This window comes from Chondrinema litorale (assembly GCF_026250525.1).
GTDB lineage: Bacteria > Bacteroidota > Bacteroidia > Cytophagales > Flammeovirgaceae > Chondrinema > Chondrinema litorale.
In genome coordinates this window covers 2,354,623-2,368,775 of record NZ_CP111043.1, presented here as the reverse complement: position 1 = coordinate 2,368,775, position 14,153 = coordinate 2,354,623, and the positions used below count along the sequence as shown (strand labels likewise).

The window sequence follows — 14,153 nt, the reverse complement described above, 5'->3', positions numbered from 1 at the left end:
TTAAAAGCTATTTATATTTTGTTGAAAATAATTTTTGTGTACAATAAGTAAAGACTTCTGTAAGCAATATTTACGATAATGAAGTAAAACAAATCTTTATTAAACTGGTATGAGCTGAGAAAACATAAAAAAATAGAGATAACTAAATAGCCACCTCTCCAATAAATATTTTTATTTCTTGAATATAACGTATGAAATATTAAAGGTATAGCAGCAGAAATATGTAAAGCTATTTGATAAAAATAGATGGAAGGATAATAAAAAATATTGATCCAAAAACCTATTGAGATGAGCATTACAGATATAATTATAAATATCTTTATCTTTAAAAGAGAACTATATAACAATCTTAATTTTTTATTAAAAATAAATAACCAAGCATCATATAGTGGAATTGGTGTTGTTACGATTAATTGGATAACTAGATTAACATTCCATAAAACTAAATAAAGCAGTATCCACGAAATGCTACTTTTAAACCCTAAGTCTCTACTATACAGATTAAATAAACAAAGAATTGAAAAGATGATATAAACAAAACTCAAAGTATTTCCTAGCAAAGAATCTCGCCTTCCAAAGTTACTTGAAAATCGCATTAATTTTCTAAAGCCAAAAAGTTGATTTCTAAGAGCAATAAGGTATCCTTCTTTAATATAAGGATTATTTGGTTGAGTTTTTAGTGCTAAAGACATCATTTGTAATGAAGAATTACTTTCATCATTGAGAGAAACTAACCCGCCAACAAACAAATTATTAACATTTTCTGGATTATTTTCTAATAACCTTTTTCTAACACTCTTTGCTTCATCATGCTTTTTAAGAAAATTTAAAGCTAATGCCTTACCTTTTAAGCATTCATTATTATCTGGATCTATTTCTAATCCTATTTTTGAAACATCCAATGCTTTGCTGTAAGCATTTTGACTTATCATGATTATGCTTTTATAACCAAATAAGTCGGGATCACTAGCATTCAAACTAATAGCTGTATCTATAAAACTTTCTGCCTTTTTTAAATTCTTCTTTATAAGCTGAATTTTAGATGCCATTTTAAAATGACTATAATTTGATGGGGCTAGACCGATTGCCTTATTAATTGCAATTTCAGCTTCATCTAGTTTATTCAAACCTTGATAACAACTTGCCAAAAATGCATAAAGCATATCATCTTCAGGAGATTTTGTAAGAAGTGATTTTACATACCTTAAGCCATGTTCATATTTCTTTAATTGTAGGTAAAGCTTTGCTTGAAGATATTCTTCTTCGGTCATATTTTTATAATAATCGAATTATACACTTAAATCTAATCTAACCCAATAAATTTCCTTTTACTTTAGCTAAATCGACACGATTGAAATAGGTATCAAGGTCTTCTATACCGGATATTGCTTGCTGTATTAATGATGATTGCACCTCGCCTTCGCTGAGCAGATATTCTTCTTCTACCACTTCTTTACTAATTCCCATAATGAGTAAAAGTGCTGCTACTACAATACCTGTGCGGTCTTTACCCGACAAGCAGTGGATTAATACCGGATACCTGAGCGTTGGATTTTCAAAGGTTTTGATAACATTGTTTAGCCAGACTCTCACTTCTTTTTGAGTGGTGTCATACTTTTCTACCTTGTTCTCCATTGGGAAATGGAAATAATCTGCATCAAACTCTGTGTAATCTGCCCTATTTCGCAAATTGATAATCGTATGAACCTGCGCAATTTCTTTATGTTCTTTTACATAGTCTATACTTCCGCCTCTATAAAACTTTCCCTCAGGTAGTTTTTGTTCATCTAGTATCAGATTGATGTAAGCACCAAAATCTCTAAAATTCACGCATCCATCTGTATAGTCTAAGCCCATGTTTATCTTTTAAAATCGATCTCTTTTATAACTTTTCCTTTTGAATTAAGGTGATATTCAACTCCAGAGAAATCTCTTACAATGGCAATTCCATTTTCTAAACGGAAATTGTTTTCGCTTTCTAGTGTAACAAAGATGTCTCTTGCTGAAAAAGTCCAAATTATTTCCCCATCACCATCAAAATAGCTAAGCTGTATTTCTCCGTGTGTGACAAAATGATTATCCCATTTTATAATTGAAAAACAAGTAACATCATCTACCTGTAGTTTCCAATTTAATTTTAGGCTTTCTAGATCAAGAGAATAAACCTTGTTACACACACAAATTAGAATAGCCTTATTTTCTACCAGAAAAGAACTATCATGAACTGTTGTTGCACCTCCTACTTCGCAGATAATCGCTGAACTCAATATTACCTTTTCATTCTCATCCCAAATCCTAATGCCGATTTTACTTACGTAAGAGTAATTATTTTCATCAGCTAAATATTCATAATCGTAATTGGATAAATTATCCGAAGAAAGAGGAATAAAAACCTGATCTTCGAATAATTCTATTACCTTATTTTCAAAAGATACTTTCATGCATTTTTCAATTATTACCCACCAAACTCCATTTGAAAAGGTTTGATAAATCGCTCGTTTCTTGAGTAAACTGCAAATACTATTTTAGAAAAAGCATTTTCAAACTTTGCATCAATCACTTCTTTAAAGTAGCTGGCAATTTTTACCGGATCGTTCTGGAAAACCCCACAACCCCATGCACCTAACACAATGGTTTTATGTTTGTGCTCCAAAGCAATAACTAATACTTTTTCGATTCTCCTTTTCATCACGGTTTCTACTTCGGGCAATCTTTCTGATTCTCGGCTCTTCACCACTCCGCGGTTTACAGCCGGCGCAGTAATTACCGCAGCTGTATACAAAGCATCTAGATTATTACCTGCTTCATCTTTGATGATGGGAATTGCCGGACTATAAATCATGTAATCTGTATAAAAACAAGATTTGGTATTGCGATTGGTTTGGTAATAATCATCTGCTTTGAGCAGGCAATTGTATAAACCAGTCGATCTAGCAATACTTTCTTCTTGCGCTTGGCTGCCACCTAAAAAACCACCACCGGGATTTTTAGCCGAAGCAAAATTTAAACAAACTACATCTTGCTCTCCTTCTTTAATCAAGCGTCTTACTGCATCCAAAGTAGTTTCTCCTGTTACAGTAATTTGAGTACCCGATTCTGTAACCTGTGCTGTTACTGATTGCCTGTTGGCAATTAAATTATCAGACATTTCTGGGGAATAGGTTACCGTATTTTCTTCTGCAAATTGCTGCTTAGTAGCTATGTCAATTCGCTCTCCATTGGCAGAAACAAAGAACCCTTGTGATAAAATCTCAAGGGTGTCTTCTGCTATATTTTTTCTATTAATTCTTTCGCTCATTGTATTTTTTATAATTCCACCTGCATTTCTTGGCCGGCTTCTAATGATACTTCTTTCGTTTGATCTCCATAGATCAATTTAGTTTTTGCTGCTTTGATAGATTTTAAAGTTAGACTAGTTACTTTCATGTTTTCCCAAGTCATAGCAACTTCAAAACCTCCTCTGGCACAAACTCCCGAAACAGAACCAGTACTCCAAGCATCTGGCAAAGCTGGTAATAATCTAATCTCTTCTTCTGATGATTGTACTAACATTTCTATTACTGCTGCTGAGCCTCCAAAATTACCATCAATCTGGAACGGTGGGTGAGCATCAAACAAGTTCGGGTAAGTACCGCCAGTTCTTGGTCTGGTAGTTTCTTTTTGGTCTGGATCAACATAGTTTAACAGTTCGCGATACATTTTGTAAGCGCGATTTCCATCCCAAAGCCTTGCCCAAAGGTTAATTCTCCATCCTTTAGACCAACCCGTAGTTTCATCACCTTTAATCTCTAATGTTTTACGACTTGCCGCTGCCAATTCTGGTGTTTTATCTGGCGAAATGTGGTGCCCCGGATACAAACCAAAAAGCTGCGATTGGTGGCGGTGTTTCGGGTCTTGATCTTCCCAATCGTAATACCATTCTTGCAAGTTGCCTTTTTTACCAACTTTGTAAGGATGCATATCGGCAAGTGCTTGTTTCATTTCTGCTCTAAACTCTTCATCAACTCCTAAAACCTCAGATGCTTTAATGGTTTGCTCAAAACACTCGCGAATCATCGCAAGGTCTGAAGTAGAACCGTATAAAGTGGCTCCTGTATATCCTTCTGAAGTAATGTAAAGATTTTCCGGTGAAGTTCCCGGTGCTGTTACAAGCTTACCTTCTTTATCTTTTACTAACCAATCGAGACTAAACTCTGCCGCACCTTTTAATGCAGGATAACCATGCTCTTTTAAGAAATCGATGTCTTGTGTAAAAGTATAATGCTCCCACATGTGTGTGCTTATCCAAGTACCACCCATTACCCAGTTTGCCCAAACAGGATCACCTTGCCCAAAATCTCCAACAGGGTTTGTCATCGCCCAAATGTCTGAGTTGTGAGCCAATGCCCAACCTCTCTCTACACCGTAAAATTCTCTTGCTGTTGCATTTCCAGTTACAGCTAAATTTTCCACAAATTTTAATAATGGCTGATGCATTTCTGAAAGGTTAGCCGTTTCTGCCATCCAATAGTTTTCTTCTACATTGATGTTGGTAGTATAATTACTACTCCAAGGTGGTCTCATATACGGATTCCAGATACCTTGCAAGTTTGCCGGAACACCTTCGGTTCTAGAACTTGCAATGAGCAAATAGCGACCATATTGAAAATACAACTCTTCTAAACCTCTGTCTTCTTTTCCATCAGCATAGCGAAGTAAACGCTCATCTGTTGGTAAATCTGGAACTTCACTTTCACCCAAATCAATAGTTAATCTATTATAGAATTTTTGATAATCGTTTAGGTGATTGCTCTTTAAATCATCAAATGATTTTGCTGAAGCTTTTATCAACTGGTTTTCAGAGATCGATTTATTGTCTTTTCCTTCTGTCGCCGGGTTTTTATCAAAACCATTAAAACTCGTAGCTATTGAAACATATACAATCGCTTCTGTTCCACCTTTTAAAACTAAGCTACTATCTGTTTCAGATACTTCGCCATCAGTAGATTTTATTTCAAATGAAGTAGTAAAACGCGTTCCTCTGTTTTCATCAAACATTACTGCATTTGGCATATCGCCACGATAACTTGGCTCTGCATGGTAAGGCGCATAACCATTTGCTTCCATTATTTTTTCAGCTGCTGTAATCTCATATTTTAATTGACTATCAAAATTTACAGCAAAATCTAATGCGCCTTCTTTGCTACTATTTAATTTGATTACCATTACCTGATCTGGATTCGAAATGAAGTATTCACGAGTATACTTTACTCCATCCACCTCATAAGTTACTTTCGAAACTGCCTCGCCCAGATCAAGTTCACGGTGATAACTCGTAGGTTCACTAGCATGATCGAACTTAAGATACATGGTTCCTAAAGGAGCATAAGACTCAGAAAATTCTCCCTGCACATTTCTATAAAGAGAATCTGCCAGTTTATAATTCTCACTAAATAATGCTTCTCTAATCGCAGGAATATATTTATGCGCATCTGGGTTCATGTTTGGGTCAACCGGCTCACCTGACCAAAGAGTAGCATCATTTAGATAAATCATATCAGCGTTTAGTCCTCCAAAAACTGAGGCTCCCATTTTGCCATTTCCTAGTACAAGTGTTTCTTCAAAATATTCGGCTGGCTTCTTATACCACATAACCCTCTCTGATGTGGCCGTATTATTCGGTGTTTCTTTTTCTGTTGGTTGACAACTGTACAAACTTACCAAAGACGGTAATAACAGTAAAAGCAGTAGTTGTTTTAAAGTGTTAGTCTTTCTATCCATAGTGTGTTTTATAATTTACATGTAATGCTGTTTTAAGCGGGATTTTTAAAAATTCTGCTAATTGTAAAGTGTAATACTTTCTGAGCATTAAATTTACTACATTCATTTTAGTAAAAATATAATTATGCTTTTAAACCGCTATCTCTATTACTTAACAAGCTCACTTCTACTGTTAACACAATTAGGTTATTCACAAGGAAAATTAGATGACTACAAACGAGCCATTTCACTTGACACATTATTTAGAAACAAGACTTATAATGACCCATACGCTATAAAGTGGCTTCCAGATTATAAAATATTTTGGTATATCAATACCGTAAAAGGAGGGCATGAATACATGATTGTTGATGCAGAAACTAACACACAAAAGTTAGCATTCGACCATGAAAAAGTGGCTGAAAAACTTACCAAATTATTAGGAAAACCTTTTGATGCTAAAAACCTCGATTTAAAGAATTTTCAAATCGATGGAAAACAATCTGCTATTAGTTATACCATTGATTCTGCCAGTATTCGTACAAACCTCAATTCCGATAATTATGAAACTGATATTGCTGAGATTAAAGTTGAAAAAAAACGTGATCGCAGGTATTGGGGAGCAGGCAGAAATGAAACAGATCTTGAATTTGTAAATTCTCCAGACGATAACTGGAAAGCTTACATTGAAGAACACAATGTGTATGTAGATAACCTTAAAACAGGTGAAAAATCTCAGTTGAGTTACGATGGTACTGCCGGTTGTTTTTATTCATCTTACATGCAATGGTCGCCAGATAGCAAAAAGCTAATGGCCTATAAATACACACCTAGCGAAGACAGTAAAATCTACTTTGTAGAGTCTTCTCCTACACACCAGCTTCAGCCAGTTTTGCATACCAGAGACTATTTAAAACCTGGTGATATGGTGGCGCAAAAAAGCCCACAGCTATTTTTGGTTGATGAAATGAAGCATGTAGAAATAGATGATGCTGGCATTCAAGATCAGTTTTCTTTAGGCTCAATAAGATGGCGAGAAGATAGCAAAGCTTTCACTTTTGAGTATAACCAACGTGGGCACCAAAATTATAAAGTAATTGAGGTTGATGAAAAAGGCGCTTCGCGTACACTCATTCATGAGCACAGCGATACTTTTATTGATTATAGTGGCAAGAAGTTTAGACACGATGTTGAAAACACTAATGAAATAATTTGGGCTTCGGAGAGAGATGGATGGAATCATCTATATCTATTCGACTCTAAAACTGGTGCTGTGAAAAATCAAATTACTATTGGTGAGTGGGTTGTGAGAGATGTGGTACATGTAGATGATGAAGCAAGAGAAATTATTTTTACTGCCAGTGGTATGAATAAAGGCCAAGACCCTTATTTTATTCACTATTATAAGATTGGTTTTGATGGAAAAAACTTGGTAAAACTCACCAAAGAAGATGGCAACCACCAAGCTTGGTTTTCAGAAGATTACTCCATGTTTGTTGATAAGTATTCAAAGATAGATGAGCCATCAACAACTGTTTTGAGAAATAGTAAAAATGGAAAAATTGAAATGGAGCTTCAAAAAGCAAACATTAGCGATTTACTAAAAACCGGATGGAAAGCACCAGAAGTTTTTACAAGCAAAGCCAGAGATAACGAAACTGATATTTGGGGAATAATAGTAAGACCCACCAATTTTGACCCGAATAAAACTTATCCTGTAATAGAATACATTTATGCAGGCCCTCATAGCTCTTTTGTACCGAAAGATTTTAGACCTTATTTATGGTCTATGCACAGCATTGCCGAACTTGGTTTTATCGTAGTACAATTAGATGGTATGGGGACGTCTAACAGGTCAAAAGCATTTCACGATGTTTGTTACCAAAACCTGAAAGATGCGGGTTTCCCTGATAGAAAACTGTGGATAAAAGCGGCTGCTAAAAAATATCCTTATATGGATGCTGAAAATGTGGGTATCTTCGGTACTTCTGCTGGTGGACAAAGCTCAACTGGTGCTTTGGTTTTCAATTCTGACTTTTACGATGTAGCTGTTTCATCTTGTGGTTGCCACGATAATCGCATGGATAAAATCTGGTGGAATGAGCAATGGATGGGTAAAATCGGCCCTCATTATGCAGCCTCTTCTAATGTGGTAAATGCACACCAGATGCAAGGTAACTTAATGTTGATCTTGGGTGAAGTGGATGATAATGTAGACCCTGCCAGCACCATGCAATTAGCTGATGCTTTAATTAAATCCAATAAAGAATTTGAATTGGTGGTAATTCCGGGATATAACCACACCAGTGGCGGCGAATATGGCGAAAGAAAAAGGAAAGACTTCTTTGTAAAACACTTGTTGCATGTCGATCCTCCTACTTGGGATTTGATTTATGAAGACAAAAAATTAGAGAAGTAACACAAAAACGGCTTGTTGATGATTTTCAACAAGCCGTTTTTCTTCCATTATATTCTTAAGAATCAGAAGCTTTTTTCAAGTTGACTAATACGCTTTTCTTCACTTTAAACACAGTTCCGTGTCTGGTTCCATCTGGAAAATGGACTTTATCTGAAATATCTTCCCAGTTTTTTAAATCAGTTGAGATAATCGCCCCCATGTTATGATTCGTATATTTATCAAAATAGACTACCCAGCCTTCGGGTAATTTAATTGAAGTTGGTCCTTCTACCCAGTTTACAGAAATCGGTTCTGAAGCTTGTGAATAATTGCCGGTTAACTCATTACTTGTAACGATTCTGATATTTTTTTCTGGTTCTGGAAACTTGGTTTCGTCTTTTAAAAACATCACATACTTGCCATCTATCTTTTGTATGGTTGCATCAATTACATTAAAACCTTTATCGTAGAGTAATTCAGTATCTGAAAAAGTATCAAAGTCTTTGGTAGTGGTGTAATACATGCGGTGATTGTATTTATCATCACCAGTTGAATCTGTTTCAGCAAATCTTCCGGGAATAGTTGTTGCCCAGTAAATCATGTATTCTTTGGATGTTTCATCATAAAAAAGCTCTGGAGCCCAGCAGTTTCTAGCTTCAGGTTCATGTGCCATTACTGGAATAAATTTTTGTTCAGACCAATTAATTAAATCTTCTGAACTGGCATAACCAATTCCTTTATCTTGCCAGCTTACCGTCCAAACCATATGGAATTTTCCATCAGCTCCTTTTATAATACAAGGGTCACGCATCAACTTATCTTGGCTAACTGTTGGGGTTAAATATGATTCATTATTATTCAAAACAGTCCAATTGTAACCATCTTCACTGTAAGCTAAATGCAATCCATCTTCTCCATTATTTTGAAAAAAGGAAAACATGTACACTTCTGGTTCTTCTTCTTTATGCTCTTGCTTACAAGCATTAGAAAGTATGGTTATTAAAAAGCATAGAAAAGAAATTTGTGTGAGGCGGGATTGAACTAAGTCTCTTATCATTTTCAGGAAGTATTGTTAAGTTTATAATCTATTGATACAGCCTAACAAACTTAATAAATTACTTTGTTTAAGTGTTTCAAAATCGCCTAATCTACTTGATATAAGCTGAGTATTTTGTAAATTCACTTATTGGGTATGGCCCTTTACATATCAAATAATAAAGTGCACAATAGTAATTATTTGATTATGTTTCAAGTATTAAAATCACCTAGCCATGCTGCATGTTAATCCAATTTTCAGCTAGCAATCAATCTCAAAAAATTTTATAGTTTTTTTTAATTTTCTGTTTCTCTTATAGCACAATTCAAATATTTTTTGTGTAAATTTTAAGAAACAGTGATTATCTATTCATTCTTCAATTATCAACTAACTAACATAAAATTCTTTACCAAAACCTCGAATACATGATAAACTATACAATTGAGAATGATTTAAGTGCTGGAGAGTTTAAAGCTGTGTTGGTTAATTCTAACTTGGGTACTCGAAGGCCTGTAAACGACATGGCTAGATTAGAGAAAATGCTTGAACACGGCAATCTCGTAGTAACTGCACGATTAAATGAAAAATTAATTGGAGTGGCAAGGGCACTCACCGATTTTTCTTATTGCACATATCTTTCTGATTTAGCAGTTGATGAAAATTATCAAAGAAATGGAGTAGGAACAGAACTGATAAGACAGGTAAAAATGGCTGCTCCAAATGCTAAACTAATTATACTTTCAGCTCCTGCTGCAATTAGTTATTATCCAAAAATTGGGTTCTCAAGACATGAATACTGCTTTTTTCTAGATGATATTAACAACTTAAAATGAAAAGAAATGGATAACAGACTACTTACTCACTTATAAATAAGATGATAAAATTTGATTTGCTAATATTTCTGAGAAGTTTAAGAAAGCGATCAGTTAATACTATTATAAACTTAACCGGACTTAGTGCTGGAATTACCTGTGTGTTGCTCATTGCTGTGTATCTTAAGCACGAACTCAGCTTTGATCAACATCAAAAAAACAAAAATCGAATTTATAGAATGGCATTGAATATGACTACAAACTCAGGTAGTGATGTTCATACTGCCGATAACTTTCCGGGATTAGCACCATTACTCAATACTGATTTTCCTGAAGTTGAAAAAGCAGCACGCATCTATCCTTACAAAGGAGATGTACAAGTTAATTATCAATCTGGGAAAAATCCTGTATTTAAAGGTGATTACATTTATAGAACTGAGCCTGAAATATTTAAGGTTTTTGATCATAAATTCATCATTGGAAACCCCAAACAGGCACTGAGTGAGCCTAGAAGTATTGTACTTACAGAAGCTTTAGCCAAAAAATATTTTGGAGAACACAATCCATTAAATAAATCGCTCACTATAGATAATACTACTTATAAGGTTACAGGTATAATAAAAGACCTACCAAAAGCATCTGATTTATATTATGAAGCTTTACTATCTTATGATTTTAGTGATTTAAATAATGACTGGGGAAATATTGATGGTTTTACTTATGTGTTATTCAAAAACAATTTTAGCATAGAAAGTTTTCAAGTAAGACTTGATGAAATTGTTAAAGAAAAAACTGATGCATTTGTGATGAGAGATTATGAGCTCAACAGCAAAATACAGATTTTCCCACAAGCTTTATCTAACATACACTTCGAAAAACCTTTACTTTCAGACACTCCCAAAGGCAATCTTGCTTACATCAATATTTTAAAAATTTTAGGTCTTGTAATTTTCCTTATTATAGTTTTTAACTATGGAAATTATACTGCTTCTTATTACACAGAAAGAATAAAAGATATAAGCATTAGAAAATACTTTGGTGCCAGTAGAAGATGGATTTTATTAAAGACCACATTGGAAATGTCAATTATTTCGGCTTTAGTGATTTCAATTTCAATAATTCTTTATAGTTATTTTGCCCCTTTTGTAAATGAGCTTACTAATAATGCCATTTCTATAAAGTCTCTTTTACAAGCAGAAATTCTGTTTGTAATTGCCATACTGTTACTAATAACAATTGCTGTTTCGCTATTATACCCAGTTGTGTATCTGGTAAACATTAAACCAAAAAAAGGCTTAACTGGAGTTATTAGCATAAAAGGAAATAATAATCTTAGAAGAGGATTAATGGGTATTCAGTTTTTCTGTACTGCAATTATGATATTCTTCACCCTCACTGTCTTTCAACAAATTCAATTTCTAGAAAACAAGAACCTTGGTTTCAACTCAAATCAAGTATTGGTTATCAATATACCAGAGTTAAGCCTAAATGATAGTAAAACTCAGGTATTAAAATCAGAACTCAATCAATTAAATTCAGTTAAGAAAATTTCTGTTGTCGCTCAAAATGCATATCCGGGTAATAGAAATATAAATTACCAATATGGTTGGCTGTTAACTGATGAAGAAAAAATAGAAGCTAACTTCAATCTATTTGAAGTAGACGAAAACTTTACTTCTTTACTAGATATTGAGTTAGTAAACGGAAACAAATTTACGAATCTCCCAAACTATTACGATGGTTCCATCTACGCGCAAGCTTATGTAAATGAATCTTTTGTAAAAAAAATGGGCTTACTTTCTACAGAAAAAGCCATTGGAAAAATAGTTTATGCCTTCGATTATCAATTTAAGATTATTGATGTAGTTAAAGATTTCCATTACGAAGGGATTCATCAAAACATTAAACCTTTGTTGATTTATAACAACAATCAATTTGGTACTTCGCCAAAGAGTATTTTAGCAGAAATAAACAACAAAGAGGGATTAGCACAGGTTATCAACACTTGCAAAAAATTTAACTCTTCAACTAGTTTCGAACATAAATTTCTAGATGAAGAATTCGACAAGTTCTTTCAACAAGAAAGAACAATTGGGAAAATAACTTATCTTTTCTGCATCATATCTATCATTCTTGCAAGCATTGGGCTTTATGCAGTTTCTAGTCTTTTTCTTGTGCAAAGGACAAAGGAAATAGGTATAAGGAAAGTACTTGGCGCAGGAAGTTTCTCTATTTCTACTCTCCTATTTAAAGAGCTATTTATGATGGTAATAATTACTTTTTTATTATCAATGCCATTCTCATGGTTTCAAAGTAATTTATGGCTCGAGCAGTTTACATATAAGATAGAGATCAACTGGTTGTTATTTGTTTTTTCAGGAATGATACTAATATTAGCATCTATTGCAGGAATTATAATTAACTTGATAAAAGGTATAAATTTAAGGCCAGTTGAACTTTTAAGGGATTATTAATAAAAGCCATCAATACTTATCAACATTTTTCGAAAGTTATCAACACACAAAAAATGAGCACTACAAGGCTCAAAATCAATAAAAAGGCACATTCATAAGAGAGTTATCAACACTCAAGAAAGTTATCAACACTACCAACAGACAAATGTTGATAACTTTTTTTCACTTTTTTAATATTAGCGTTTTTATTCAAAATGAAGCTTGCAAATACCGAATTTGAAATAATTGAAGCAGATAATAATATACATTACCAGTCAGCTATTAAACTCTTTAAAGAATATGCAAGTGAACTAGGTTTTGATTTGAGTTTTCAAAATTTTGATAAAGAGTTACACAACTTAAACACTATGTATGGTAGACCAAATGGTTGTCTTTTATTGGTAAAGAATAATCAAAATATAATTATTGGATGTGCTGGAATAAGAAGGTTTGAAAACAACATTTGCGAACTAAAACGCATGTTTATTAAGAAAGAAGGCAGAGGTTTAGGTATTGGGAAAGCTTTACTTGAAAAAGCTATAGAAGTAGCCAAAGAACTTAACTATGCATTTATAAGATTAGATACTATCGCGAGTATGCAAACAGCGATTAAGCTGTATACTCAAGCTGGTTTTACTGAGATAGGCTCTTACAGATACAATCCGATTGAAGGTGCTCGCTATTTTGAAAAAAAATTAAACTAAAAAGAAAAAGCCTGAGTAAGACTCAGGCTTCTTTTGTTTCTATTTCTTCTTTTTCTAAAGTAAATACCGTTATTTCTGGCCTTACATTAAACCTTACAGGATATGAGCAACCCAATGCTCTGTTGATATACATATACCTACCATCATTTAAATCATATTTTCCAGCTACATATTCCCTATTTTGCACAGGTAAAACTGGAGGTGGTAAAAATGGCGGTTTGCATTGCCCACCATGTGTATGCCCAGATAGAATCCAACCTTTGTATCCATTCCAAACTGGCAAATCGGCTACATCGGGGTTATGGCATAAAACCAAGTTAGCTTCATCATGGCATATCTTATTCATAACTTTATCAGGATAAAAATTTGTACCCCAAAAATCATCAATACCTATAATATTTAATCCACTAGCTTTTGCTTGGCTATTTCTTAGTACTTTAACACCCGCATTTTCCAAAGCAGTAGTTACCTGAACAGCAACAAATGACTCTTTATATCTATGGCCATAATCGTGGTTGCCTAGAATACCAAAAGTACCTAATTCACCCTTAGCCACATATTCAAAAACTCTATTAAGTTGATCAATTTGCTTGGAAGTTCTGTAAGAAACAAAATCACCAGTATAAACCACATAATCGGGTTTCATCTTTTTTACTTGCTTAAATGAACTGATGATGTAATTCCAGTCGAACTCGTCGCCAATGTGTATATCACTAATTTGTACTATTTTTTTTCCTACCAAATTATCTGGCAGATTCCGTATAGGCATAGGAAGCTTGACATATTCAACCCAATAGGGCTCAATGCTAAATGTATAAAAACCAGTAGTTAATCCTACTAAGCCTAAACCAGTAAAATTCTTTATAAAAGATCTTCTTTTCAATGGACTATCTTTTTAAATTCTAGAAAATATGTTTGTGATGATTTAGTAGCTCCGAAAATGGAGTTATACTTAGATAATGTGGATGATGAACCTGATTATTAATTCATATTTACTGCGGAAGTAAACTA

11 protein-coding genes are annotated in these 14,153 nt (G+C 33.9%); 4 read left to right on the top strand and 7 right to left on the bottom strand.

What is annotated here, in order from left to right:
- Positions 1-11: 11 nt before the first annotated feature.
- The 5 genes from OQ292_RS09740 to OQ292_RS09720 are packed head-to-tail and all read right to left on the bottom strand — an operon-like array spanning position 12 to position 5,760.
- Positions 12-1,271 carry a tetratricopeptide repeat protein gene (locus OQ292_RS09740; RefSeq protein WP_284685867.1) on the bottom strand — a complete coding sequence of 420 codons (1,260 nt, stop codon included), beginning with the start codon at positions 1,269-1,271 and terminating at the stop codon, positions 12-14.
- A 37-nt stretch (positions 1,272-1,308) separates the two neighbouring features.
- Complete coding sequence (locus OQ292_RS09735; RefSeq protein ID WP_284685866.1) at positions 1,309-1,857, bottom strand: tyrosine-protein phosphatase; 549 nt, start codon at positions 1,855-1,857, stop codon at positions 1,309-1,311.
- 2 nt (positions 1,858-1,859) lie between these two features.
- Positions 1,860-2,441, bottom strand: a complete 582-nt coding sequence (locus OQ292_RS09730; RefSeq protein WP_284685865.1) for a hypothetical protein — start codon at positions 2,439-2,441, stop codon at positions 1,860-1,862.
- Between the two features lie 14 nt (positions 2,442-2,455).
- On the bottom strand, positions 2,456-3,298 hold the full coding sequence (locus tag OQ292_RS09725; protein ID WP_284685864.1) for a TIGR02452 family protein: 843 nt from the start codon (positions 3,296-3,298) through the stop codon (positions 2,456-2,458).
- 8 nt (positions 3,299-3,306) lie between these two features.
- Entirely contained in the window at positions 3,307-5,760 is a 2,454-nt protein-coding gene (locus OQ292_RS09720) for a glycoside hydrolase family 95 protein (protein WP_284685863.1), read from the bottom strand.
- Positions 5,761-5,884: 124 nt separating this feature from the next.
- Here OQ292_RS09720 and OQ292_RS09715 point away from each other — a divergent pair, with 124 nt between their 5' ends.
- Entirely contained in the window at positions 5,885-8,158 is a 2,274-nt protein-coding gene (locus OQ292_RS09715) for a DPP IV N-terminal domain-containing protein (protein WP_284685862.1), read from the top strand.
- A 55-nt stretch (positions 8,159-8,213) separates the two neighbouring features.
- Here the strand turns inward: OQ292_RS09715 and OQ292_RS09710 are convergent, their stop codons facing one another.
- Positions 8,214-9,194, bottom strand: coding sequence for a glycoside hydrolase family 43 protein (locus OQ292_RS09710; RefSeq protein ID WP_284685861.1), 981 nt, complete (start codon positions 9,192-9,194; stop codon positions 8,214-8,216).
- 404 nt (positions 9,195-9,598) lie between these two features.
- Between OQ292_RS09710 and OQ292_RS09705 the strand changes: the two genes are divergently transcribed.
- The 3 genes from OQ292_RS09705 (at position 9,599) to OQ292_RS09695 (ending at position 13,142) form a co-directional block, all read left to right on the top strand.
- Positions 9,599-10,006, top strand: a complete 408-nt coding sequence (locus OQ292_RS09705; protein ID WP_284685860.1) for a GNAT family N-acetyltransferase — start codon at positions 9,599-9,601, stop codon at positions 10,004-10,006.
- A gap of 41 nt (positions 10,007-10,047) precedes the next feature.
- Positions 10,048-12,459, top strand: coding sequence for an ABC transporter permease (locus tag OQ292_RS09700; RefSeq protein ID WP_284685859.1), 2,412 nt, complete (start codon positions 10,048-10,050; stop codon positions 12,457-12,459).
- A 194-nt stretch (positions 12,460-12,653) separates the two neighbouring features.
- Complete coding sequence (locus tag OQ292_RS09695; protein ID WP_284685858.1) at positions 12,654-13,142, top strand: GNAT family N-acetyltransferase; 489 nt, start codon at positions 12,654-12,656, stop codon at positions 13,140-13,142.
- A gap of 22 nt (positions 13,143-13,164) precedes the next feature.
- Here OQ292_RS09695 and OQ292_RS09690 read toward each other — a convergent pair whose 3' ends face one another.
- Complete coding sequence (locus tag OQ292_RS09690; RefSeq protein ID WP_284685857.1) at positions 13,165-14,025, bottom strand: metallophosphoesterase; 861 nt, start codon at positions 14,023-14,025, stop codon at positions 13,165-13,167.
- Positions 14,026-14,153: the final 128 nt, after the last annotated feature.